Annotated in this window: 22 protein-coding genes and 1 tRNA gene; 10 read left to right on the top strand and 13 right to left on the bottom strand. The window is 60.0% G+C overall.

From position 1 onward, the window contains the following. Position 1 precedes the first annotated feature (1 nt). Positions 2-772 (bottom strand): tRNA (cytosine(32)/uridine(32)-2'-O)-methyltransferase TrmJ, encoded by a 771-nt coding sequence (gene trmJ, locus BKX96_RS01560; protein ID WP_046820398.1) that lies wholly within the window; start codon positions 770-772, stop codon positions 2-4. Positions 773-918: 146 nt separating this feature from the next. On the opposite strand from trmJ, the gene suhB reads away from it, so the two are divergent. Beyond that, on the top strand, positions 919-1737 hold the full coding sequence (gene suhB, locus BKX96_RS01555) for a type III secretion system regulator SuhB (protein WP_046820399.1): 819 nt from the start codon (positions 919-921) through the stop codon (positions 1735-1737). A gap of 251 nt (positions 1738-1988) precedes the next feature. On the opposite strand, the gene BKX96_RS01550 is transcribed toward suhB, so the two are convergent. The 6 genes from BKX96_RS01550 to queA all read right to left on the bottom strand — a co-directional run bounded on the left by BKX96_RS01550 (position 1989) and on the right by queA (position 8092). Next, a complete protein-coding gene (locus BKX96_RS01550; RefSeq protein WP_046820400.1) occupies positions 1989-2540 on the bottom strand; it encodes a glycine zipper 2TM domain-containing protein in 552 nt (183 codons plus the stop codon). A 119-nt stretch (positions 2541-2659) separates the two neighbouring features. Next, positions 2660-3574, bottom strand: coding sequence for a protein translocase subunit SecF (secF, locus tag BKX96_RS01545; RefSeq protein ID WP_046820401.1), 915 nt, complete (start codon positions 3572-3574; stop codon positions 2660-2662). A gap of 9 nt (positions 3575-3583) precedes the next feature. After that, entirely contained in the window at positions 3584-5452 is a 1869-nt protein-coding gene (secD, locus tag BKX96_RS01540; RefSeq protein WP_046820402.1) for a protein translocase subunit SecD, read from the bottom strand. 63 nt (positions 5453-5515) lie between these two features. Continuing rightward, on the bottom strand, positions 5516-5854 hold the full coding sequence (gene yajC / locus BKX96_RS01535) for a preprotein translocase subunit YajC (protein ID WP_016773317.1): 339 nt from the start codon (positions 5852-5854) through the stop codon (positions 5516-5518). Positions 5855-5897: 43 nt separating this feature from the next. Continuing rightward, complete coding sequence (tgt, locus tag BKX96_RS01530) at positions 5898-7013, bottom strand: tRNA guanosine(34) transglycosylase Tgt (RefSeq protein WP_162488928.1); 1116 nt, start codon at positions 7011-7013, stop codon at positions 5898-5900. Positions 7014-7027: 14 nt separating this feature from the next. Beyond that, positions 7028-8092 (bottom strand): tRNA preQ1(34) S-adenosylmethionine ribosyltransferase-isomerase QueA, encoded by a 1065-nt coding sequence (gene queA, locus BKX96_RS01525; protein ID WP_077182502.1) that lies wholly within the window; start codon positions 8090-8092, stop codon positions 7028-7030. 106 nt (positions 8093-8198) lie between these two features. Here queA and BKX96_RS01520 point away from each other — a divergent pair. After that, positions 8199-8283, top strand: a tRNA-Leu gene (locus tag BKX96_RS01520). A gap of 158 nt (positions 8284-8441) precedes the next feature. Next, complete coding sequence (locus BKX96_RS01515) at positions 8442-8771, top strand: hypothetical protein (RefSeq protein ID WP_077182501.1); 330 nt, start codon at positions 8442-8444, stop codon at positions 8769-8771. 514 nt (positions 8772-9285) lie between these two features. On the opposite strand, the gene BKX96_RS01505 is transcribed toward BKX96_RS01515, so the two are convergent. Continuing rightward, positions 9286-10275 carry an Abi family protein gene (locus tag BKX96_RS01505; protein WP_077182500.1) on the bottom strand — a complete coding sequence of 330 codons (990 nt, stop codon included), beginning with the start codon at positions 10273-10275 and terminating at the stop codon, positions 9286-9288. A gap of 689 nt (positions 10276-10964) precedes the next feature. Here BKX96_RS01505 and BKX96_RS01495 point away from each other — a divergent pair. The 5 genes from BKX96_RS01495 to BKX96_RS01475 all read left to right on the top strand — a co-directional run bounded on the left by BKX96_RS01495 (position 10965) and on the right by BKX96_RS01475 (position 17118). Beyond that, positions 10965-11276, top strand: coding sequence for a DUF3077 domain-containing protein (locus BKX96_RS01495; protein ID WP_077182498.1), 312 nt, complete (start codon positions 10965-10967; stop codon positions 11274-11276). Between the two features lie 715 nt (positions 11277-11991). Beyond that, positions 11992-12468 carry a formate dehydrogenase subunit gamma gene (locus BKX96_RS01490; protein ID WP_077182497.1) on the top strand — a complete coding sequence of 159 codons (477 nt, stop codon included), beginning with the start codon at positions 11992-11994 and terminating at the stop codon, positions 12466-12468. Beyond that, complete coding sequence (locus BKX96_RS01485) at positions 12468-14027, top strand: formate dehydrogenase beta subunit (protein ID WP_077182496.1); 1560 nt, start codon at positions 12468-12470, stop codon at positions 14025-14027. Before BKX96_RS01490 ends, BKX96_RS01485 begins: the two co-directional genes overlap by 1 nt. Next, a complete protein-coding gene (gene fdhF, locus BKX96_RS01480; RefSeq protein WP_077182495.1) occupies positions 14024-16906 on the top strand; it encodes a formate dehydrogenase subunit alpha in 2883 nt (960 codons plus the stop codon). The genes BKX96_RS01485 and fdhF overlap by 4 nt, the downstream gene beginning before the upstream one ends. Continuing rightward, positions 16903-17118 carry a formate dehydrogenase subunit delta gene (locus BKX96_RS01475; protein ID WP_077182494.1) on the top strand — a complete coding sequence of 72 codons (216 nt, stop codon included), beginning with the start codon at positions 16903-16905 and terminating at the stop codon, positions 17116-17118. Before fdhF ends, BKX96_RS01475 begins: the two co-directional genes overlap by 4 nt. Positions 17119-17177: 59 nt before the next feature. Here BKX96_RS01475 and BKX96_RS01470 read toward each other — a convergent pair whose 3' ends face one another. The 4 genes from BKX96_RS01470 to BKX96_RS01455 form a co-directional block, all read right to left on the bottom strand. Then, positions 17178-18173, bottom strand: a complete 996-nt coding sequence (locus tag BKX96_RS01470; protein ID WP_082240437.1) for an asparaginase — start codon at positions 18171-18173, stop codon at positions 17178-17180. Positions 18174-18250: 77 nt separating this feature from the next. Beyond that, positions 18251-19450: a threonine/serine exporter family protein gene (locus tag BKX96_RS01465; protein ID WP_077182492.1), complete on the bottom strand. Its 1200-nt coding sequence runs from the start codon at positions 19448-19450 to the stop codon at positions 18251-18253. A 17-nt stretch (positions 19451-19467) separates the two neighbouring features. Further along, on the bottom strand, positions 19468-20355 hold the full coding sequence (locus BKX96_RS01460) for a nitrilase family protein (RefSeq protein ID WP_046820418.1): 888 nt from the start codon (positions 20353-20355) through the stop codon (positions 19468-19470). A 323-nt stretch (positions 20356-20678) separates the two neighbouring features. Continuing rightward, on the bottom strand, positions 20679-21131 hold the full coding sequence (locus BKX96_RS01455; protein WP_077182491.1) for a hypothetical protein: 453 nt from the start codon (positions 21129-21131) through the stop codon (positions 20679-20681). A gap of 148 nt (positions 21132-21279) precedes the next feature. On the opposite strand from BKX96_RS01455, the gene BKX96_RS01450 reads away from it, so the two are divergent. Then, positions 21280-23205 (top strand): alkaline phosphatase D family protein, encoded by a 1926-nt coding sequence (locus tag BKX96_RS01450; protein WP_046820420.1) that lies wholly within the window; start codon positions 21280-21282, stop codon positions 23203-23205. A 112-nt stretch (positions 23206-23317) separates the two neighbouring features. Next, positions 23318-23824 (top strand): P-loop NTPase family protein, encoded by a 507-nt coding sequence (locus tag BKX96_RS01445; protein ID WP_046820421.1) that lies wholly within the window; start codon positions 23318-23320, stop codon positions 23822-23824. Here BKX96_RS01445 and BKX96_RS01440 read toward each other — a convergent pair. Next, entirely contained in the window at positions 23787-24965 is a 1179-nt protein-coding gene (locus BKX96_RS01440; protein WP_077182490.1) for an aspartate aminotransferase family protein, read from the bottom strand. The genes BKX96_RS01445 and BKX96_RS01440 overlap by 38 nt on opposite strands. Positions 24966-25004: the final 39 nt, after the last annotated feature.

Raw genomic sequence — 25004 nt, 5'->3', positions numbered from 1 at the left:
ATTAATCCTTCCGCTTAAGAAGCTCACCACGGGCCGCTTTCTGGGTTTCCGTGAGGATGCCACGCAAAATATTCATTTCCGCCCGGCTGACCGAGCTGCGTCCGTACAACCGGCGCAGGCGCGCCATCAAGTGCCGTGGTTTTTCCGGATCGAGGAACTCGATGGCCACCAGGGTTTGTTCCAGGTGTTCATAGAATCGCTCCAGTTCATCCATGGTCGCCAGCTCAGCGCTTTTGACCGATGCCACCTCTTCCTTCTCGACCTTGGTCGGCTGACCTTGGGCCGCCAACCAGGACATGCGCACTTCATAACTCAACACCTGCACCGCCGCCCCAAGGTTCAGCGAGCTGAACCCAGGGTCTGATGGGATGTGCACGTGATAATGACATCGCTGCAACTCTTCGTTGGTCAGGCCGGAATCTTCACGACCGAACACCAGGGCGATCTCGGCGCCCTGCCCGGCCTCCTCGACCACCTTCGTGCCGCATTCGCGCGGATCGAGCAGCGGCCAGGGAATGCGCCGGTCGCGAGCGCTGGTGCCAAGCACCAGGTTGCAACCGACCAGGGCATCTTCCAAGGTGGCGACGACTTGCGCGTTTTCAAGGATGTCACCGGCACCGGAAGCGCGGGCATCGGCCTCGTGGTGCGGGAACAGGCGCGGTTCAACCAGCACCAGGCGCGACAGGCCCATGTTCTTCATGGCACGCGCAGCCCCGCCGATATTGCCCGGATGACTGGTGTTGACCAGGACGATACGAATGTTTTGCAGCAAGGGAGGCGCTCTCGAACACGATAATCGGGAGCCGAATCTTACAGCTGTAGCTACCGTTAAGCCATGAAAGCGAACGTCGTCCTTCTCCTGTAGAAACTTTCTGATAGAATGCCCGGCTTTCTTTAACAACCTTAGGTGACACATCCATGCAGCCCATGCTGAATATCGCGCTGCGCGCCGCCCGCAGCGCCAGTGAATTGATCTTCCGCTCCATCGAGCGCCTGGATACCATCAAGGTCGACGAAAAAGACGCCAAGGATTATGTATCCGAGGTGGACCGCGCCGCCGAACAGAAAATCATCGACGCACTGCGCAAGGCTTACCCGAACCACTCGATCCTGGGTGAAGAGACCGGCCTGCACGCCGGCAACGGCATCGAAGGCGAAGAGTACCTGTGGATCATCGATCCGCTGGACGGCACCACCAACTTCCTGCGCGGCATTCCTCACTTCGCTGTCAGCATCGCCTGCAAATACCGTGGTCGCCTGGAACACGCCGTGGTCCTGGACCCGGTTCGCCAGGAAGAATTCACCGCCAGCCGTGGTCGCGGCGCTCAACTGAACGGCCGTCGCCTGCGCGTCAGCGGTCGCACCAGCCTGGACGGCGCCCTGCTGGGTACCGGCTTCCCGTTCCGTGACGACCAGATGGACAACCTCGACAACTACCTGGGCATGTTCCGCGCCCTGGTCGGCCAGACCGCCGGCATCCGCCGCGCAGGTTCGGCGAGCCTGGACCTGGCCTACGTGGCTGCCGGCCGTTTCGACGCGTTCTGGGAGTCGGGCCTGTCCGAGTGGGACATGGCCGCTGGCGCCCTGCTGATCCAGGAAGCAGGCGGCCTGGTGAGCGACTTCACCGGCGGTCACGACTTCCTTGAAAAAGGCCACGTCGTTGCCGGCAACACCAAATGCTTCAAGGCAGTGCTGACGGCCATCCAGCCGCACCTGCCGGCCTCGCTGAAGCGCTAAGCTTCCGGCGACAGAAAAAGCACCCTTCGGGGTGCTTTTTTTATGCCTGCAAATCACCCTCAAAAACACCACACCCCCAATGTGGGAGCGAGCCTGCTCGCGAAGGCGGTGTACCGGTCAGCATATATTTTGAATGACTGACCGATTTCGCGAGCAGGCTCGCTCCCACAGGGATTGCGGTGATATTTAAATCGCGAGCACAAAAAAAGCACCCCACAGGGTGCTTTTTTTTTGAATCCGGTTTCAGCAGATCAATGAGCCACCTGATTCTCCGACAGGATCAGCTTGCCTTCCTTGTCCACAGGAATCTGATTCCCCGGGTCACGATCCATCCGTACCTTGCCTTCCTTGCCATCCAGCGAATAACGCACGTCGTAACCCACGACCTTGTCGCTGATGTCATTCACCGTATTACAACGGGTCTGGGTCGTAGTGTAGGTGTCACGCTCCTGCATGCCCTCCTGAACCTTGTTACCGGCATAACCACCGCCGACAGCGCCCGCCACCGTGGCAATCTTCTTGCCGGTGCCGCCGCCGATCTGGTTACCCAGCAAACCACCTGCCAGCGCGCCGACTACCGTACCGGCGATCTGGTGTTGATCTTTCACCGGCGCCTGCCGGGTCACAGCTACATCCTTGCATACTTCACGTGGAGTCTTGATTTGTGTCTTGACCGGCTCAACGGCGAGTACTTGCGCGTACTCAGGACCGTTATCTTTAACCAGGCTGTAGGTGGCCACAGCGCCCCCGGCGGTTACACCGACAGCACCCAATACCGCACCAACCAGCATCGACTTGTTCACATGAACCTCCTGACCATCACATGCGGCACCTGTCCGCGCTTCTCCCTGCCTTGGAGCATAAAAAAAGGCGCGAGTTCAACTCGCGCCTTTTTGGACTACATCGCTAAAGGATTTTTCCCTCAAGGACGGTCGTCGATTTCCTTCTCGGTGTTGGCCGCAGGAATCAGGTCCTCGGAACTCAGGTTCAGCCAGATCAGCACCACGTTGGCGATGTAGATCGACGAATAAGTACCCGCCAGCACCCCGATGAACAGGGCGATGGAGAAGCCGAACAGGTTGTCGCCACCGAAGAACAGCAGGGCCGCGATCGCCAGCAAGGTGGAGATCGAAGTGGCCATGGTCCGCAGCAGGGTTTGCGTGGTCGAGATGTTGATGTTCTCGATCAGGTTGGCCTTGCGCAGCACGCGGAAGTTCTCACGAACCCGGTCGAATACCACGATGGTGTCGTTGAGCGAGTAACCGATGATCGCCAGTACCGCCGCCAGCACCGTCAGGTCGAAGGTGATCTGGAAGAACGACAGGATACCGATGGTCACGATCACGTCGTGGATCAGGGACACAATCGCACCTACCGCAAACTTCCACTGAAAGCGGAACGCCAGGTAGATCAGGATGCCGCCCAGCGCCATCAGCATGCCGAGGCCGCCCTGGTCGCGCAGCTCTTCACCCACCTGCGGGCCGACGAACTCGACGCGCTTGACCGTCGCCGGGTTCTCGCCGCCGACCTTCTGCAGTGCCTCGGCCACCTGGTGACCCAGTTGCGGGTCTTCGCCCGGCATGCGCACCAGCAGATCGGTGGTGGCGCCGAAGTTCTGCACGATGGCTTCGTGATAACCCGATTTCACCAGTTGCTCACGCACCTGGGTGACATCGGCCGGACGCTCGTAGGTCAGCTCGATGAGCGTACCGCCGGTGAAGTCCAGGCCCCAGTTCATGCCCTTGGTGGCGACGCTGAACAAGGCCAGCACGGTAAGGAACAATGTGACGCCGAACGCAACGTTGCGAACGCCCATGAAGTTGATTGTACGTAACATGGCAGCCCCTTAAATCCACAACTTCTTGAAGTCACGTCCGCCGAAGATCAGGTTGACCATCGCGCGGGTCACCATGATGGCCGTGAACATCGAGGTAAAGATCCCGAGGGACATGGTCACTGCGAAGCCCTTGACCGGGCCTGTGCCCATGGCAAAGAGAATCCCGCCGACCAGCAAAGTAGTCAGGTTGGCGTCGAGAATCGCGGTGAATGCCCGGCCGAAGCCTTCGTTGATCGCGCGCTGCACGGTCATGCCCGCGGCGATCTCTTCACGAATCCGCGAGAAGATCAGCACGTTGGCGTCGACCGCCATGCCCATGGTCAACACGATACCGGCGATGCCCGGCAGGGTCAGCGTTGCCCCCAGCAGCGACATCAGGGCCAGCAGCATCACCATGTTCACCGCCAGTGCGACGGTGGCGATGATGCCGAAGAAGCGGTAGATGGCGATGATGAACAGCGAGACGAACAGCATGCCCCACAGCGATGCATCGATACCCTTGGTGATGTTGTCCGCACCCAGGCTCGGGCCGATGGTGCGCTCTTCAGCGAAGTACATCGGAGCAGCCAGGCCGCCAGCGCGCAGCAGCAGCGCCAGTTCGGACGACTCGCCCTGGCCATTCAGGCCGGTGATACGGAACTGCGCACCCAGCGGCGACTGGATGGTCGCCAGGCTGATGATCTTCTTCTCTTCCTTGAAGGTCTGAACCGCGACGTCTTTCTCGACACCGTTGACCATTTGCTTGGTGTAGGTGGTGACCGGACGCTGCTCGATGAAGATCACCGCCATGCTGCGACCAACGTTCGAACGGGTCGCGCGGCTCATCAGCTCGCCACCGTGGCCATCCAGGCGGATGTTCACTTCTGGCGTGCCGTGCTCGCCGAAACCAGCCTTGGCGTCGGTGACCTGGTCACCGGTGATGATCAGGCCACGCTCGATCAATGCCGGAGGACGCTTGCCTTCACGGAACTCGAATTCTTCGGAAGTGGCTTTCGAAGCGCCAGGCTCAGCGGCCAGACGGAACTCGAGGTTCGCTGTCTTGCCGAGGATACGCTTGGCTTCCGCGGTGTCCTGTACGCCCGGCAGCTCAACCACGATGCGGTTGGCGCCCTGACGCTGGACGATCGGTTCGGCAACACCCAGCTCGTTGACGCGGTTACGTACCGTGGTCAAGTTCTGCTTGATGGAGTATTCGCGGATTTCCGCCAGCTTGGCCGGGGTCATCGCCAGACGCAGCACCGGTTGACCGTTGAGGTCGGCCGGAACAATGTCGAAATCGTTGAAATTCTTGCGGATCAGGGTACGGGCCTGTTCACGGCTGTCTTCATCGGAGAAGCCCAGCTGAATGGCGCCGTTGAGTTGCGGCAGGCTGCGATAGCGCAGTTTCTCTTTACGCAACAGGCTCTTCACATCGCCTTCGTACACTTTCAAGCGTGCGTCGAGGGCTTTGTCCATGTCCACTTCGAGCAGGAAGTGCACACCACCGGACAAGTCCAGACCCAGCTTCATCGGGTGCGCGCCGAGGTTGCGCAGCCATTGCGGGGTGGTTTGTGCCAGGTTCAGTGCAACGACGTAGTCATCACCCAACGCCTTGCGCACCACGTCCTTGGCCGGCAGCTGGTCTTCAGCCTTGGTCAGGCGAATCAGACCGCCCTTGCCGCCCGCTGCCAGCGTGGCAGCCTTGACGTTGATCCCGGATTCCTTGAGCGCTGCGCTCACACGATCCAGATCAGCCTGGTTGACCTGCAGCGCAGTGCTTGCACCGCTGACCTGGATGGCCGGGTCATCAGGATAAAGATTGGGAGCGGAATAAATCAGACCGATCGCCAGCACCGCCAGGATCAGAATGTATTTCCACAGAGGGTATTTGTTCAGCATCACGCCGCCCGCTTATGACGCGGGGCGCCTTGCGCGCCCCGTCGATTGAGTAGAAGTTGAAACTTAGATCGCTTTGAGCGTGCCTTTTGGCAGCGTGGCGGCGATGGCGCCTTTCTGGAACTTCATTTCGACGGTGTCGGAAACTTCCAGAACCACGAAATCGTCAGCCACTTTGGTGATCTTGCCAGCGATGCCGCCGGTGGTCACAACTTCGTCACCTTTTTGCAGGCTGCTCAGCAGGTTCTTCTGCTCTTTGGCGCGCTTGGCCTGTGGACGCCAGATCATCAGGTAGAAGATGACCAGGAAGCCGACCAGGAAAATCCACTCAAAGCCGCCACCCATTGGGCTGGCAGCAGCAGGTGCAGCAGCGTCAGCCATGGCATTAGAGATAAAAAAGCTCATTTAGCACTCCAGTTGCAAATGTTGAATCTTGGGGTCAGAAAACTCAGTCCAAAGGCGGCACGGGTAGCCCGCGTTTGGCGTAGAAGGCATCGACAAAGGCGGCCAATGTACCCTGTTGAATAGCCTCGCGCAAACCAGCCATAAGCACTTGATAATGACGCAAGTTATGGATGGTATTGAGCATGCTTCCCAGCATTTCGCCGCACTTGTCCAGGTGATGCAGGTAAGCGCGGGAGAAGTTCTGGCAGGTATAGCAATCGCAGGTCGGATCGAGCGGCGAATCATCATGGCGATGGAACGCGTTTCGGATCTTCAGCACGCCGGTATCGATGAACAGATGCCCATTGCGGGCATTACGGGTTGGCATCACGCAATCGAACATGTCCACACCGCGGCGCACACCCTCCACGAGATCTTCAGGCTTGCCAACACCCATAAGGTAACGAGGTTTGTCAGCCGGCATCATGCCCGGCAGGTAATCCAGCACCTTGATCATCTCGTGCTTGGGTTCGCCCACCGACAGGCCGCCGATGGCCAGGCCGTCGAAGCCGATCTTGTCCAGGCCTTCCAGGGAGCGCATGCGCAGGTCCTGGTGCATGCCGCCCTGGACGATGCCGAACAGCGCAGCCGTGTTCTCGCCATGGGCTTCTTTCGAACGCTTGGCCCAACGCAGGGACAATTCCATGGAAATACGAGCGACGTCTTCGTCGGCCGGGTACGGCGTGCATTCGTCGAAAATCATCACGATGTCCGAGCCCAGGTCACGCTGGACCTGCATCGACTCTTCCGGACCCATGAACACCTTGGCGCCGTCGACCGGGGAAGCGAAGGTCACGCCCTCCTCCTTGATCTTGCGCATGGCGCCCAGGCTGAACACCTGGAAACCGCCGGAGTCGGTCAGAATCGGGCCTTTCCACTGCATGAAATCGTGCAGGTCGCCGTGCTTCTTGATCACTTCCGTGCCCGGGCGCAGCCACAGGTGGAAGGTGTTACCCAGAATGATTTCAGCGCCGGTCGCCTCGATATCCCGTGGCAGCATGCCCTTGACCGTGCCGTACGTGCCCACCGGCATGAAGGCCGGGGTCTCGACGGTACCGCGCGGGAAGGTCAAACGACCGCGACGAGCCTTGCCATCAGTGGCCAGCAGCTCGAAAGACATACGACAGGTGCGACTCATACAGTTTCCTCTGGGCCCGATTCTTCAGGGGCGGTCGGCGCAGGGTTGCGAGTGATGAACATCGCATCACCGTAGCTGAAAAAGCGGTATCCGTTATCGACGGCGGCCTTGTAGGCGGCCATGGTCTCGGGATAACCGGCGAACGCCGAAACCAGCATCAACAGCGTGGATTCGGGCAAATGGAAGTTGGTGACCAGGGCATCGACCACATGAAACGGCCGGCCAGGGTAAATGAAAATGTCTGTATCGCCGCTGAACGGCTTGAGCACGCCATCGCGCGCAGCACTTTCCAGGGATCGCACGCTGGTGGTGCCCACGGCTATCACGCGACCACCGCGCGCGCGGCACGCGGCCACGGCATCCACCACGTCCTGGCCGACCTCCAGCCATTCAGTGTGCATGTGGTGGTCTTCGAGCTTCTCCACGCGCACCGGCTGGAAAGTGCCAGCGCCGACGTGCAGGGTCACGAACGCGGTCTCGATGCCCTTGACGGCAATCGCCTCCATCAGCGGCTGATCGAAATGCAGCCCCGCCGTCGGCGCCGCCACCGCGCCCAGGCGCTGGGCGTACACGGTCTGGTAACGCTCGCGGTCCGAGCCCTCGTCCGGGCGGTCTATATAAGGAGGCAGCGGCATGTGCCCGACGCGGTCGAGCAGCGGCAACACCTCCTCGGCAAAGCCCAGCTCGAACAACGCGTCATGACGCGCCAGCATCTCCGCCTCGCCACCGCCGTCGATCAGGATCTTCGACCCCGGCTTGGGCGACTTGCTGGAGCGCACATGGGCCAGCACGCGATGACTGTCGAGCACCCGCTCCACCAGGATTTCCAGCTTGCCGCCGGAAGCCTTCTGGCCAAACAGTCGTGCCGGAATCACCCGGGTATTGTTGAACACCATCAAGTCGCCAGGGCGCAAATGCTCCAGCAAATCAGTGAATTGACGGTGTGCCAGGGCGCCGCTGACCCCATCCAGGGTCAACAGGCGACTGTTGCGACGCTCGGCCAAAGGGTGGCGGGCGATCAGCGAATCAGGAAGCTCGAAGGTAAAGTCAGCAACGCGCATGATGGGGTGTCGTCTAGCAGGGTCGGGAAGTCTAGCGGAATTATCAAAAATTCTCCATGTACCTGATTGACCGACGGTTATCTCATCTCTATACTCCGCGGCCATTGCCCTGATGGCGGAATTGGTAGACGCGGCGGATTCAAAATCCGTTTTCGAAAGGAGTGGGAGTTCGAGTCTCCCTCGGGGCACCAAAATTAAGAAAGGTCTTGCTTAGCAAGGCCTTTTTTTTCGCCTGTCAAAAGATGACCGCCACGCCGCCGACCTGTAGGAGCCGGCTTGCCGGCGAAGCTTTTGATCCTGCTCCTCCACGCCACCCGCACCGCCGGAACATTTCACAAGGATTCCCCCCATGGAATTGCACCTGGAAACCGTCGCCCTCTTCTCCCTCAAGCTGGCTTATGAATCGGAAGATTCAAGCCCGATTTTGCGTGACGATCTGGTCATGGGTGATTACCAGCGGGATGTGTTTGAGTTGCTGGTGCGGCGGGGGGATGTTGAGGGGATTCAGGTGAAGGTGGGTGAGTGTGTGGGGTTGGCGTTGGAGGCGGTTGGGGGTGTGGATAAGCCGTTGGGGCGGGAGTTGCATAGGTTGGCGGCTGAATTTTCCAGCATTCAGACCATCATGCAACTTGATGCCCCGCTCATCGCGCTCAAGGATTACCTGAAAGTCATCCAATGATTGACGGTGTGCGAACGAAAAAGCGGGACCGACCTTAAACGAGGCCAAGTGCGCTGACTGCAAAAAGCCCAAGCAATAGAACAATAAAAACCACCCCACTCCAATGCAAAACAATTAGTTTGCGCCTGAGGCCTCGAGGAAAGCTTTCCAGGTCCTTAGCATTAGCTCCACCATCACGAAGGTAAATATCAGGCATAGTCATAACGCCCATGATTGCAGCCAGAATAAATAACCTTCCCCAAGCCCCCCATTCTTAAATGGAGCCCTAACCATAATAGATGGGCAGTTTTTCAAGTGATCCAGCATCACATCCATTCTGGTGTAGGCCAAATGCAACGCAACGCCAAGGAAAATGAAAAGACCGCCAAAACCAATAAGGACGGAAAAGGGGACAGATTTATTTCCATTCAATGAATGAACGCAGACACTCTATAAAGCGGAATCGCCCAAAAGTCCACAAACGGGGCCGCAACAATCAATTCGCGCTCCTTACCCCATAGACTCCCGAAGCCAACTAGACCCCGAACAGCTTCCGAGGTAACCCGGCTTCATCTGGAAAACCCATCGCTTTGAAGGTACAGCCGGGCATAGCAGGCTTGCTGTCCATCAGTTCCGCGACTTCATTTATCCAAGTTGAAGCCGGTGCGATCCTCCGCAGCAGAAACCATATGACCGTGACTAATCCGTACAGCCGCTTCAGCGCATACTGATCTAGATCTAAGGTCAGAAAATACGGCTCAGGGGGGACCGTTAACGGGTTAGGAGAGGCTTGATTCCAGATACGCGTATGGTGCGCGCAGCGATTGCGCAAATGGCTGATCTGCTGCATCCACCGGCTAAGCATCTTGGCGTTGTTTAAACCGAGGCGCGCAAGTATCAGATTCTGATACTTGCTATTGAGCAGCTCGAAGAATTCCGAGAGATCCCCAAAATCCCATGCCTCCACCGCGACCCAAATGGGGATGGACTTACCGGTACGAAAGTGCCACTGAATGCAGTCCTCTTTGCTACGCGTAATGTGCGACTGCTGCTTCTGGCTCCATTCTGCCCACTTGTTCCGCGTAATACCGCGGTTGTCCGTGTACGGCTGAGTCCATTTGTGCAGGATGAATATCACATTGGTATAGGCCATAGGGTCGTGATACCCGACCTCGTGAGCCATTACTGTCTTGAGATGAACCTCCAGGCGCTCGACCGCATCCAGCATGAACATCCGCAGTCGTTTATCGAATATGTAAAGGTCTACGGCAGAGTCGAAGGAGGTGGCTGCCTGGAAAGTGTCGAGGCGCAGAGGTTTGCTCGTGACCGGGCAGATATCTTGCTGCAGGCAGTTCATTTTGAACTCTCGCGCCGGGTACCAGTAACCACTGAGGCGGTAATACCCTAACTGCGCGAGCTTGCGTTCTGCACGAGACAGGTCATGGATTTGCATTCCCCTGCTGGCCAGCAGCGCAACCAAATCAGGGTATGAACGGAACGGCTTCGGAGGGGTTGGGCTAGACAACTTCCATGTTCCAGAAACAAGAAGGCCCGAACGTAATGCCGGACTGAGCCAGCACCAGAGGATCGGGCGCGATTGGGATTAATGCTGCCGAAGCCTGACGACCCTGTCAATGTGTACGTTACAAAAATCGCGGTAAACACCAGGGTTTATGCGGGTTTGCGACGATTTGTTGCAGGCGATGGCGTGCGCTTGTGAGCAGCCTAAAACAGAGCCCTTTGGTTAGCTGTCAGGCCATTCCGAGATAGTGGTAGGAACATTCTCTCCGGTGCCTGATGCCAGTGATTGTTAGAGACATTGCGCTGAGCAAAGGGCTTTCGAAAGTTGCAGGAGCGGAGTCTGCGCGATACCCTCCCACCGTCGCTGCAAATTCAGCGACCGGGCTTGGTAACCCGAGGTAAATCACTGCGCAACAGTGCCATGCGTTCGCAGGCGCTTTTTTTCGCCTGCGATCTGCGTTATGGCGGCTGTGTGTGGGACGTCTTCGGACGTGCCGGTTTCCTTGATTTCCCGGTTTACCAACCTGCGCACAGCTGTCACCCATTCGCTTGGTAACGAATTGTGGCAGCTCTTCAAATTAAGGAGCTTCGCAATGCGCAGAATGAATCCGTTTGAAATTTGGCTTTCCCCTCTCGCAATTCCCAATCGCGTAACGCCCTCCCCCATTGCCTCTCCATCCTCGGAGGTGGCCAATGACTGAACAATCCGAACTCAAAACCATCGGCCTGACACCGGCGATCTACTGTGCGGATCAAGCGCTGTTTCATGTCACTCGCGGGGTTCCTCTCGGCGATGCGTTGTCCATGGCTTCCGATTTTCTGTTCCTGGCCAAGACGCTTACTGAAGATGCTGCTTATGCCAGAGATTCTGATCGTCACGCCTGGGCGGCGCATTATCTGACCAGCATGAGTAAGGCGTTGGTGGATGATGCGGTGAAGGTCCTGACACGGGATCGGACTTGTGCGCGGGTAGCCAAGCGGGCGGGGGCGAAGGCTGAGGGTTAGTGGTTTAGGCCTGTGGGTAGCGTGCGATGGTGGCCGTTGATTCAACATTTGTGTTGGCTGGGCTGGCGCCTTCGCGGGCAAGCCCGCTCCCACAATGGGTTGCGGTGAGCTGATGGGCTTTGTTTAGTCCAGTGGGTGAGTGGGTTTGGGGTGCACCTTCAGCATTTGTGTTGGCTGGGCTGGCGTTTTCGCGAGCAGGCTCGCTCCCACAGGGGGGAGTGGGCTGCTTCAGGATTGGTGGTGACTGGGATTTTGGATTGGCCTCGAAGTTTTCGGGGCTTCTTCGTATTTGGGGCAGAGGGGAAGGCTTTCGGCGCAATGGATCAGCGCATCTGCTCCGTAGAATTGCCCTGGGTTCTGATGCTTCTTCTCGCCTGTAATGCTTGTTATACATCAGCCATCGACAGGCCCTTTGGGCATTGGGCCGGTGAGTGAACGCGCCGCGCCTCACTCATCTAGACTTAATGGATAGTCGTAGGCAGAACCGAGTACGTCGCTTTGGTGCAATGCGATCAATAGCGGCGTGGCAAGCTGCCCTTTATGCCCAGTTGAGGTGCGGCGAAGACCGTGCCGGGCACAACAAGATGCCCGCTCAGGGTGCCCTGGCCAACGGCCTGAAATTGCCACGATTCCGTGACGTGGTGTGAGTGCCGCAGCCGACACTTTCGGACGACCGACAACCAGCTGGTTTGTCCGTGACCGTGAGGATTGCTGAATGCCTGATGAGAGTATGCACGTGCCTTTGGTCAACAGCCTGCTGGAGCGCCACAAGGGCTCTGCGGGTGCGCTGTTGCCCATTCTTCATGATATTCAGGAGCGCATTGGGTACATCCCCGATGCCGCCGTCCCCGAGATTGCCCATGCGCTGAACCAGAGTCAGGCCGAGGTGCGTGGGGTGATCAGTTTTTACCATGATTTCCGTACCGCACCGCCCGCTCGGCATATCCTGCGGTTGTGCCGAGCCGAGTCGTGCAAGAGTCGTGGTGCCGAACAGTTGGCCGCGCAGTTGCGTGAGCGGTTGCAACTGGATGACCACGGCAGCAGCGCCGATGGCAGCATCAGTTTGCGACCGGTGTATTGCCTGGGTGCCTGCGCCTGTTCGCCGGCGCTGGAGCTTGATGGCCGGGTGCATGCGCGGTTGAGTGTCGAGCGGCTGGATTCGTTGCTCGATGCTTGCCGGGAGGAAGTTTGATGCCGACTCTCTACCTGCCTTGTGATTCGCTGGCCTGTGCCGTGGGGGCCGATGAGGTGGCGACAGCGCTTGTCACTCAGGCCCACGAACGCCATCTGCCGCTGGAGCTGCAGCGCACCAGTTCGCGCGGGCTGTATTGGCTGGAACCGTTGCTGGAAGTGGACAGCCCGCAAGGTCGTATCGGCTTCGGCCCGCTGACGGCTGCCGATGTGCCATCGGTGCTCGAAGCGCTGAAAGGCGATCCATCCGCTCATCCCCTGGCCTTGGGTCTGGTGGAAGAGTTGCCGTATCTGAAGACTCAACAACGCCTGCTGTTCGCCCGCGCCGGTATTACCCGGCCGTTGTCGCTGGACGATTATCGAGCCCATGGCGGTTTCGAAGGTTTAACCAGGGCCGTCGCCATCGGCGGCGAGCAAACTGCGACGTCGGTGTTCGACTCCGGCCTGCGTGGCCGTGGTGGCGCGGCCTTCCCCGCCGGGATCAAATGGCGCACGGTGCGCGCGACCGAAGCTGCCCAAAAATACATCGTGTGCAACGCCGACGAAGGCGACTCCGGCACCTTTGCCGATCGCATGCTGATGGAAGGCGACCCCTTCCTGCTGATCGAAGGCATGGCCATTGCCGGTCTGTGCGTCGGCGCCACCTATGGCTACATCTATGTGCGTTCGGAATATCCGGACGCTGTGGCGACACTGCGCAACGCGCTGGAGATCGCCCGGTCGAACGGTTACCTCGGCGCCAACGTCGGCGGCAGCGGTCAGGCTTTTGACATGGAAGTGCGGGTCGGTGCCGGCGCGTACATCTGCGGTGAAGAAACCGCGCTGCTGGACTCTCTTGAAGGCAAGCGCGGGATCGTCCGCGCCAAGCCGCCGATCCCTGCCTTGAAGGGCTTGTTCGGCCTGCCGACGCTGGTGCACAACGTGCTGACCCTGGCCTCGGTGCCGCTGATTCTGGCCAAGGGCGCGCAGTTCTATCGCGATTACGGCATGGGCCGTTCCCTGGGCACCATGCCCTTCCAGTTGGCGGGCAATGTGCGTCGCGGCGGGCTGGTGGAGCGGGCCTTTGGCCTGACCCTGCGGGAACTGGTGGAAGTCTACGGCGGAGGCACCGCCAGTGGTCGGCCGCTGAAAGCTGCGCAGGTGGGTGGCCCGCTCGGCGCCTGGGTGCCGCCGTCGCAATTCGACACGCCGCTGGATTACGAGGCCTTCGCCGGCATCGGCGCGATGCTCGGTCACGGCGGTGTGGTGGTGGCGGACGACACGCTGGACATGGCCCACATGGCGCGCTTCGCCATGGAGTTCTGCGCCGAGGAGTCCTGTGGCAAATGCACGCCGTGCCGCATCGGCTCGACCCGGGGTGTGGAGGTGATCGACCGCTTGCTGGCCGCGCAAGACCCGAGCGGTCGTGATGAGCAGGTGATCATCCTCAAGGACCTGTGCGACACCCTGCAATACGGTTCGCTGTGTGCGTTGGGCGGCATGGTGTCCTTTCCGGTCGCCAGCGCCCTCAAGCACTTCCCCGCCGACTTCGGCTTGTTGCCCTCGGAGGCCGAGCAATGATCACTCTCTTCGACCCGAACACCGATATCGACCTGGGCACGCCCGCGCGCGACAGCCAGGTGCAGGTCACCCTGAACATCGACGGCCGCAGCATCAGCGTGCCCGAAGGCACTTCGGTGATGCGCGCCGCTGCGCTGCTGGGCACCACCATTCCGAAACTCTGTGCCACCGACAGCCTGGAAGCGTTCGGCTCCTGCCGCATGTGCCTGGTGGAGATCGACGGCATGCGCGGTTATCCGGCGTCCTGCACCACGCCGGTCACCGAAGGCATGAGCGTGCACACCCAGACGCCGAAACTCGCGACCCTGCGCCGCAACGTCATGGAACTGTACATCTCCGATCACCCGCTGGACTGCCTGACCTGCTCGGCCAACGGCAACTGCGAGCTGCAAACCGTGGCCGGTCAGGTCGGCCTGCGGGAGGTGCGTTATGGCTATGAAGGCGAGAACCATCTGGCCGATGTGAAGGACACCTCCAACCCCTACTTCGACTATGACCCGAGCAAGTGCATCGTCTGCAACCGTTGCGTGCGCGCCTGTGAAGAAACCCAGGGCACCTTTGCCCTGACCATTACCGGGCGCGGTTTTGAATCCCGTGTCGCGGCGGCCGGTGGGGATAACTTCCTCGACTCGGAATGCGTGTCCTGCGGCGCCTGTGTGCAAGCCTGCCCTACTGCGACCCTGATGGAAAAAAGCGTGGTCGAACTGGGCCAGCCCGAGCGCAGCGTGATCACCACTTGCGCCTATTGCGGCGTGGGCTGCTCGTTCCGCGCCGAGATGAAAGGCGACCAGCTGGTGCGCATGGTGCCGGACAAGAACGGCCAGGCCAACCACGGCCACTCCTGCGTCAAGGGGCGCTTTGCCTGGGGCTATGCGACACACCCGGATCGCATCACCAAGCCGATGATCCGTAAGCACATCAACGACCCGTGGCAGGAAGTCAGCTGGGATGAGGCGGTGACCTACGCTGCCAGTGAATTCCGCCGTCTGCAGCAGAAATACGGCCGCGATTCCATCGGCGGGATCACCTCCAGCCGCTGCACAAACGAAGAAACCTATCTGGTGCAAAAACTGGTGCGCGCGGCCTTCGGCAACAACAACGTGGACACCTGTGCACGGGTCTGCCACTCGCCGACCGGCTATGGCCTCAAGCAAACGTTGGGCGAATCCGCCGGCACCCAGAGTTTCGACTCGGTGATGCAGGCTGATGTGATCCTGGTGATGGGCGCCAATCCCAGCGATGCGCACCCGGTGTTCGCCTCGCAGTTAAAACGCCGTTTGCGGGAAGGGGCGCGGCTGATTGTCATCGATCCGCGTCGCATTGATCTGGTGGATACGGTGCATGCCCGCGCTGAGTATCACCTGGCCCTGCGCCCCGGCACCAACGTCGCCATGCTCAATGCATTGGCCCACGTGATCGTGACTGAAGGATTGCTCAAACAAGACTTTATCGACGCCCGTTGTGAGCCTGGCGATTTTGCCCAGTGGAGCGAGTTCGTCAGCCGTGCGGATAACTCACCGGAAGTGCTTGGCCCGATCTGCGGTGTACCCGCTGCCGATATCCGTGCCGCTGCGCGACTGTATGCCACCGGTGGCAATGCGGCGATCTACTACGGTTTGGGCGTCACCGAACACAGCCAGGGCAGTACTTCGGTGATGGGCATCGCCAACCTGGCCATGGCCACCGGCAACATCGGCCGTGAAGGCGTGGGCGTGAACCCGCTGCGCGGGCAGAACAACGTCCAGGGCTCCTGCGACATGGGTTCCTTCCCCCATGAGCTGCCCGGCTACCGGCACGTCTCCAACGAGGTGGTACGAGCGCAGTTCGAACAGGCCTGGAACGTCACCCTGCAACCTGACCCGGGCCTGCGCATTCCCAACATGTTCGAGGCAGCCTTGGGCGGCAGTTTCAAGGGCCTGTATTGCCAGGGTGAAGACATCGCCCAGAGCGACCCCAACACCCAGCACGTCACCGCGGCGCTGTCGGCCATGGAATGCATCGTGGTGCAGGACATTTTCCTCAACGAAACCGCCAAGTTCGCCCACGTGTTCCTGCCGGGCTGCTCGTTCCTGGAAAAAGACGGCACCTTCACCAACGCCGAACGGCGCATCTCCCGGGTGCGCAAGGTCATGGACCCACTGGGTGGCAAGGCTGACTGGGAAGGTACGGTGGCGCTGGCCAACGCCCTGGGTTATCCGATGAACTACAAACACCCATCGGAAATCATGGATGAAATCGCCAGCCTGACGCCGACCTTCACCAACGTCAGCTACGCCGAACTCGATCGCCACGGCAGCCTGCAATGGCCGTGCAACGCCGCGGCACCGGATGGCACGCCGACCATGCACATCGAGGAATTCGTGCGCGGCAAGGGGCGTTTCATGCTCACCGGCTATGTGCCGACCGAGGAGAAGGTCAACACCCGTTATCCGCTGCTGCTGACCACCGGGCGCATCCTCAGCCAGTACAACGTCGGCGCGCAAACCCGGCGTACAGAGAACGTCGCCTGGCACGATGAAGATCGCCTGGAAATCCATCCAACTGACGCCGAAAGCCGTGGCATCAACGAAGGTGACTGGGTCGGCATCGGCAGCCGCGCCGGGCAGACCGTGTTGCGCGCGCGGATCACCGAACGGGTCGCCCCGGGCGTGGTGTACACCACCTTCCACTTCCCTGAATCAGGCGCCAACGTGATCACCACCGACAACTCCGACTGGGCCACCAACTGTCCGGAGTACAAGGTCACGGCCGTGGAAGTCAGCCGCGTGTATCACCCTTCGGAGTGGCAAAAGCGCTTCCAGGCGTTCAGCGAAGAACAGGACCGCTTGCTCAAGGATCGCCGCCACGCCCGTGGTGATAAGGCCGAGGTGCGCCGATGAGCACTGAAAACCTGATCAAGATGGCCAACCAGATCGGCCAGTACTTTGCCACGCAACCGGACCAGGAGCAGGCAGTGCTGGGCGTGCGCAATCACCTGCAGATGTTCTGGGCACCGAGCATGCGCAAGGAATTGCTGGCCTGGCAGACGGAGCATAAGGGGGCGGATTTGCATCCGTTGGTGCAAGAGGCGGTGAGTGGCGCGGGTTGGTAGCGACTGGAAAAACGCTATCCCTGTAGGAGCCGGCTTGCTGGCTCCTACAGGGTCATGTATCAATTTTGAATGCGGCTTTCACTTTTCAGGTAGAGCGACAACTCATGTTGCCGCTGACAGCCAAGCAACAGCCAAAGCAAGATCCTGGCTTTACGCGGACATAGAAATCCCGCCATCGATGCACCCTTGCGAATCAGATCCATCTCACCGCCATTAAAACCATAGCTGGCTTGTGCGGTAGAGCCGGAACCGGTGCGGGTCGCGATGATGACAGGGATTCTTTCGGCGATGTGCTCAATCACCGTCGCCCAGCTCTGCGAGACATGTCCGGCGCCGAAACCGGCTATCACCAGCCCGTCATAACCGAGCGCAAGGATGTTTTCCAGCAGCAGCGTGTCAGCCGAGAGGGATGCCTCCAACATCGCAACCTTCTGTGTTGTCCGTTGCGGCAGGGGCAAAACCTTACGCTGATCCGGCGCGCGCAGGTAGTGAACGCGGTCTTCCATTACCAGGCCTGCAGGTCCCACGACCGGAGAGGTAAACGCCTGCAACGCCAGCGAATCAGTTTTACGCACGCTGCTCGCTTGATGAATCTCCCCGTTCATCACCACCTGAACACCACGCTTTTGGCTGTTCCTGGCCAGGGCGACGTGGCATGCATCCAGCAGATTCGCCGGTCCCTCGGCCCCTGGCTGTGCTGCCGAGCGCATCGCACCGGTCAGCACCAGTGGTGCGTCGTGGGGCCAAAGGTAATCGAAAAACGTTGCCGTTTCTTCGAGTGTGTCGGTGCCTTGGGTCAACACGACACCCACGGCGCCTTGCTTGATTTGAAGTTGCGCCCACGACAATACAGTCAGTAAAAATCCGAAATCCAGTGAAGCGCTGGGTAGCAGTCCAAGGGTTTCAACGGTCACCTGGGCAAACGTCGCCAAATGCGGTACGGACGCCAGTTGAGTCTCGCCGCTGACGGTCGGGATAACGCCTTCGCCGGCATTCCTGGCTTGCATGCTCACCGTGCCGCCGAGTGCCGCGATGGCGAGTTTGGGCAGTTCCATGTGATACCTCATGTGTTCGTAAAGAGAGGTGGCTGTACCCGGTTAAGGACGGGGTACAGCCCAAAGGTCGGTGGCATTTACCCCGCGATAAGGACGCCGATCAGCGGCACGATCAGCAACGTGCTGATGGCCATGGACAGGACATTGCCGATGTAGGCATGCATGTCGGCCGGCAAACGCTTGGCAATCGCACAGGCCAGAGGCGGTGCGATCAATGCCCCCAGCAATGCACTCGAAACGATCACCAGCCAACTGCCGCCATGGGTCAGAATCGCCGCAGGCACCACCGACACCAGAGGAACGTAAGTGGGGTACCAGCCGCGCAACATCCATTGCCGACGCCAGATCACCACCCCGATGGCCGAGGTCAGCGCTTGTGCAGCGATGATGTGCAGCAGCAGACCTGAACCGTACGCCGGGCTCATCGGGTTCATGCTGTAGGCGAGCAATACCCCGAGTAACAAGCCGAGGCTGGCCAGTTCATTGCCGAAAAATGGCGCTTCGGAAAAGTCTGCCAAGACCCGGCGCATGCTCCAGATCACCCCGTAGTCGGGCGCCTTGGTGGCGGGCGCGGGAGGCTTGGAGGGTGGTGTCGCGGATTGTTCGGACTTCATCAAGCTGGGCCGGTAGCGGCACAGCAGAAAAGCCACGACGCTGGCGACCGCCATGCCCAGGACATTGCCGATCACCGCCGGCAATCCCAACGGGTTACACAGGTAATTGACGATCAGCAGGCACATGGGCGTGACGAGTACGGCGCCCATGATCGCGCCGTTGATCGTGACCTTCCAGCCACCGCCAAACATCAGCACCATCGCCGCTGGCAGCGACACGAACGCGGCAAATGTCGGCTGCCAACTGGTGGCGGTCACCGTCCAGCCCCACAGCACGTTACTCAGCAGCAACCCGAGCAGCGAACTGGTGATCAGCCACGGCCATAGCCCCGTGCCATAGGAAATGCTGAAGCCTTGCCAGGTTCTCCCCGTTCGATTCGCCCAGTAAGCGAGATAGGCGCCCGCCAACAGTCCGATCGAGGCGAACTCGTGTTTGTAGAATGCCACCTCGCTGATGTCGCCGAGCAGCCAACGTAACCAGGCACTCGGCTGGGGAAGGCTCGACACCATGTCGCTGTAACTCGGCCAATGGGCGGACCAGAACGAACGATTGGTGAATGAAAGCCAGACAATCAGCAGTGTCGCGCCGATCATCAGCAGGATGACCGCCACATCAAAAAGCGATCTGGTGGCAAACCGGTTTTTATCGGTTGTGGTTTCCATGGGTCAGGTCCCCCTTATCAACGTGGGAGACATGGGTGCTGGGTGTAGCCGAGCATTTGATCGTAGAGATCGGCTCGACGATCACGATGCAGATCGTTCAGGTTGTTCCAGATGAGGGCGCTGCGGGAGCTGGTCAGGTCGATATCGGCAAACAGGATTTCCTGCTGGTCTGCCGATGCTACGGCGCCAATCGGCCAGCCATTGGTCCCGGCAATCAGCGAGCAGCCGAGGTAGCGGGCACCTCGCTCCTCACCAATCCGGCTGGCAGCGGCGATAAACACATTGTTGACGTGTGCCGCCGTCATCGTCAGGTACGACGCCATGCACTTGCCGGCTTCATCGAACAGCGGCGGAGGCGTCCAGACCCAGTTATTGACGCTGCAAATGATGTCGGCGCCTTGCTGACTCAGGATGCGCGGTACCTCCGGGAACCAGATGTCCCAACAAATCAACATCCCGATGCGGCCAATGGGCGTATCAAAAACCGGAAAACCAAGATCGCCCGGTGTGAACCAGAGTTTCTCCAGATTCCACAAATGGGCTTTTCGATATTTGCCGATGAAACCGTCAGGGCCAACGAGTATTGAGGTGTTGAAGAGCCGCATGCCGTCGCGCTCGGCCAGGCCGGCCACGATGTAGACGCTGTGTTTGGAGGCAAAGTCGATCCAGAGTTGCGCGCTTGGCCCGCCGGGTATCAACTGCGCATGTTCAAAAGCATCCTGCCGATTGCTGAAGAAATAACCGGTGCTGCATAGCTCAGGCAGCACAATAAGGTTCGCACCGCCGGTGACCGCCTCCAGCGCCAGTTCCAGGCTACGACACAGATTCGCATCGCAATTTTCGATGCCGACTTGTGGATCGAATTGCACGACTGCTATACGCACAGGGCTTGATGGCTCGCTCATTTCGGGTGACCTCTTTTTATTGTTTTTCACGCTGTTTCAGTGCGTGTTTATGAGAGTCGAAATGCCAGCGGGTGTAAGTCAGATGCTTCCGGTAGGGCTGTAGCCCTTATCCGAAGATTTATGTTCGGGAAAGTGAAAAGGGCCTGCATTTGCAGGCCCTTTTTTATGCGCTGAAGATCCCTCAAATTCACCACAATCCCCTGTGGGAGCGAGCCTGCTCGCGAAAGGGGTGTGTCAGTCACATCATTGCTGAATGTGCCGACGCCTTCGCGAGCGAGCTCGCTCCCACACGTGGTATGCGTCGTTCTCGAGCTCCTGTCTGCTCACTCAATCTCAATCGGCCCCTTGGTCCCCGCATCACTGTCCGTCCAGTAATCCTCTCCCGTCAGCCGTCGATCACCCTGAATCGTGAAGGTGAGCTTGCCCTGGTGAAATTGCAGGGTGCCATCGGTGCGCTTGGCATCGACCCGTTTGCCGTTCACCCAGACCTGCTCCTTGGCATCGATGCGGATGGTGGCGACTGTCGCGCCTGCATCGCTTTTGGCCACCCACTGCCCGGCATAGGGGGTCTGGGTGGTCGAGTTGTCCGCGGCGGGGTTGGTGAAGCCGGCCTTGGCGTTTTCCACTTTGCTCTTGTGGATATCACAGCCCTGGGTCTCGCTGACCTGGGTGCAGCCGGATTGCTCGAGTTGCTTGCGGTATTTGTCGTTGATGGCGTACGCCGGGGATTGCGCGGTCAGCAGGATAACCAGCGCTGGCAGGATGATTCTGTTCATGTTTACCCTCTTCTTCGCGAATGCCTGCATATAGCATGAATGACTCACTTTAGCCTGTGCACGCATTTGAGTCTGTCAGTACACAAAGGCAGCAGCGCCCACCTGCGTTATCATCGCTGCCCCGCGCCCCCAAGAGCCCTGCCCCCGGATGCCTGACACACTGCCTTTGCCTGACGACCTTCAAACACTGCCAGCGGTGCTGGCAGGCCCAATGTTGCGGCGCCTGGAGCCGACGCGGCTGGTGCTGTGGCTGGTGGGTTCGCGGGCGCTGGAGTTGACGCTGCGCTTGCAGGGCGTGGGCGATATTCGTCTCGATGCCGGGCAATGCATGGTTGTTGCCGTGGGTACCCATGCTTTTGTGCACCTGATCGATGTGGCGCTGGACGCCGCCCTGCCCTGCGATGAGTTGATCGAGTACGACCTGCTGATCGATGACGGCACGGGCATCGCCACCTGGGCGCCGCATCTGTTGTACGGCGATGCAACTGCGCCGAACTTCGTCCTGCGTGCGCGCATCGAGCAGTTGCTGCATGGTTCCTGCCGCAAACCCCATCACCCGGCGACCGACGGCCTGCTGTGCGTCGACAGGCTATTGGCGCAAGACCACCTGGCCAGCGAACGTCCGGCGCTGCTGATGATGAGCGGGGATCAGGTCTACGCCGACGATGTCGCCGGGCCGACCCTGCGGGCGATCCATGCCTTGATCGAGCGGCTGGGGTTGTTCGGTGAGCATCTGGCCGGCGCCGTGGTCAGCGACAGCGCCGAGCTGTACGGACACGCCGCCTGTTATTACCACCGCGCGGATCTGCTGCCGGCGCTGCAAAGCAACGAAACCCTGCGCGAGCGCTTTTTCGGCGGCGCGCGCAAACCAATTTTCACCAGCAGCAGTGCCGACAATCACCTGGTGACCTTCGCCGAAGTCATGGCCATGTACCTGCTGGTCTGGTCGCCGACGCCCTGGACCCTGATCGCGCCGAAACCGCCGAAACTGATCAAGGAACGGCGCGAGCGTTATGCCCTGGAGCAGACGCGCATCGACGCGTTCAAGGCTGGCCTGGACAAGGTCGCGCGAGCGCTGGCGCATGTGCCGACGCTGATGATTTTCGATGACCACGACATTACCGATGATTGGAATCTTTCCGCGCAATGGGAGGAAACGGCCTACGGCCATCCGTTTTCCCGACGCATCATCGGCAATGCGCTGCTGGCCTACATGCTGTGCCAGGGCTGGGGCAACAATCCGGATGCGTTCGTCGATGTGCTGGAAAAAACCCGTTCGCTCAGCGCCACCGGCGATGACCATTACCTGGACAGCGATGTCCAGGACGCGCTGATCGATGAGCTGCTGCGCTTCCAGCACTGGCACTACGTGCTGCCCACCACGCCGGCTATGGTGGTGCTCGATACCCGCACGCGGCGCTGGCGCAGCGAGATGAACCTCAAGCAACCGTCGGGCCTGCTGGACTGGGAAGCTCTCAGCGAACTACAGCAGGAACTGCTTGATCATCCCTCGGCGATCATCGTTTCGCCGGCGCCGATCTTCGGCGTCAAGCTGATTGAAACCGTGCAACGGGTGTTCAGCTGGCTGGGTTATCCACTGCTGGTGGACGCCGAGAACTGGATGGCCCATCGCGGCGCGGCCCAGGTGATCCTGAACATTTTCCGCCACTCGCGCACGCCGGGTAACTACGTGGTGCTGTCGGGCGATGTGCATTACTCCTTCGTCTACGAAGTGCTGATCCGCCACCGCAAGGCCGGCCCGCGCATCTGGCAGATCACCAGCAGCGGGATCAAGAACGAATTCCCGCCGGCCCTGCTGGAGTGGTTCGACCGCCTCAACCGCTGGCTGTACTCCCCGCGCTCGCCGCTGAACTGGCTGACCAAGCGTCGGCGCATGCGCATCGTGCCGCACGTTCCGGAGCATGCTGAAGCGGGTGAACGGCTGTGGAATTCGGCGGGGATCGGCCAGGTGTACTTCAATGAACAAGGGCAGCCACGGGATATTTTCCAGCACAACGCCAATGGCGCGCCGAAGACGCGGATGGTGGCGCCTGAGACTGAAGGGCTGGACTGAAACCTGTAGGAGCAAGCTTGCTCGCGATAGCGATCTAACATTCAACATATCTGCTAGTTGATACACCGCTTTCGCGAGCAGGCTCGCTCCCACAGTTTGATCGGTGTCGCTCATGGATTTAACCCGAACCCTGATCATCGGCAACTCCGGCTCCGGCAAGAGCTGGCTGGCCCAGCGGCTGGCCGAGCGATTGCAGGTGCCCTGGACCGATCTCGACCGCCTTCACTGGCTGTCCGACGAACACAGCATCCCCCGCCCGCGCGGCGAAGCCCTGGCCATGGCCCGAATCGCGGCCGGGCAAGAACGCTGGGTGATCGAAGGCGTGTATGGCTGGATCGCCCGCGAACTCCTGCCCCGCACGACTGCGCTGATCTGGTTGAGCGTTGCCGACGAGGTTTGCGTGGCCAATATCCGCCAGCGTGAAGTCAACGACGATGAACGCCTGATTGCCCTGATGGAGTGGGCAGGTAGCTATCGTCAGCGTGACGGGTCCAGCGGCTATGCGGCCCATCGGCAGTTGTTCGAAGGATTTCCCGGTACGAAAATCCGGCTGACGGATCGGGCACAAATGGCAGCGCTGGTTACCCGGCTGTATTCAGCACCTGACTCACCCCCCTGACAATCATTTCCACCTCCCGCTCATCAATCGTCAAAGGCGGCAACAAACGAATGGTCTGCCCCCGCGTCACGTTGATCAGCAGCGCATGATCCCTGGCGGCGATCAGGCTCAGGTCGCGGATCGGTTGCTTGAGTTCGATGCCGATCATCAGGCCTTGGCCGCGGATCGCCAGGACATTCGGATTGTCCGCCAATTCCATGCGCAACCTGGCCAACAGGCGCTCGCCCTGGCGCCGGGCGTTTTCCAGCAGGCCTTGTTCCTCGATGATGTCCAGCACCGTGCAACCGACCCGGCAGGCCAGCGGGTTGCCGCCGAAAGTGCTGCCGTGGCTGCCGGGAGTAAAGAGTTCGGCGGCTTTGCCACGGGCCAGGCAGGCGCCGATCGGTACGCCGTTGCCCAGGCCTTTGGCCAGGGTCATGACGTCCGGGACGATGCCTTCGTGCTGGAACGCGAACCACCGCCCGGTACGGCCGATGCCGGTCTGGATTTCATCGAGCATCAACAACCAGGCGCGCTGGTTGCACAGTTCGCGCACGGCTTTCAGGTAACCCGGTGGCGCCAATTGCACGCCGCCTTCGCCCTGGATCGGCTCCATCAGGATTGCCACGATGCGCGCGCCGTGCGCCTGCTGCACCTGGTTCAGCGCCTTGAGGTCGCCGAAGGGCACCTTGATGAAATCCCCGGGCAATTTGTTGAAGCCCAGGCGCACCGCTGGGCCATCACTGGCAGACAGGGTGCCGAGGGTGCGGCCATGGAAAGCGTTGTGCATGACCACCACCAAGGGTTGCTCGATGCCTTTGCTCCAGCCATGCAGCCGGGCGATTTTCAGTGCCGTTTCGTTGGCCTCGGCCCCGGAGTTGTTGAAGAACGCCCGGTCCATGCCGGCAAGACCGGTCAGCTTGCGCGCCAGCTGTTGCTGCCAGTCGATGCTGTAGAGGTTGGAGGTGTGCAGCAACAGGCCGGCCTGTTCGCTGATGGCCGCGACGATTTTCGGGTGCGAGTGGCCGACGTTGGTCACCGCCACCCCGGCCACCGCATCCAGGTATTCACGACCGGCCTGGTCCCACAGGCGCGTGCCCAGGCCCTTGTTGAAACTCAGGGCCAAGGGTTGGTAAGTGCTCATCAGGCAGGCGGCGGTCATGGCATCAGGCTCCATCAAGGGTCGTTGTTTTTGCAGTAT

The organism is Pseudomonas putida (genome assembly GCF_001976065.1).
Taxonomy (GTDB): Bacteria; Pseudomonadota; Gammaproteobacteria; order Pseudomonadales; family Pseudomonadaceae; genus Aquipseudomonas; species Aquipseudomonas serbica.
The sequence above is the reverse complement of the archived record's forward strand: the minus strand, read 5'-3'. Positions and strand labels throughout refer to the sequence as shown.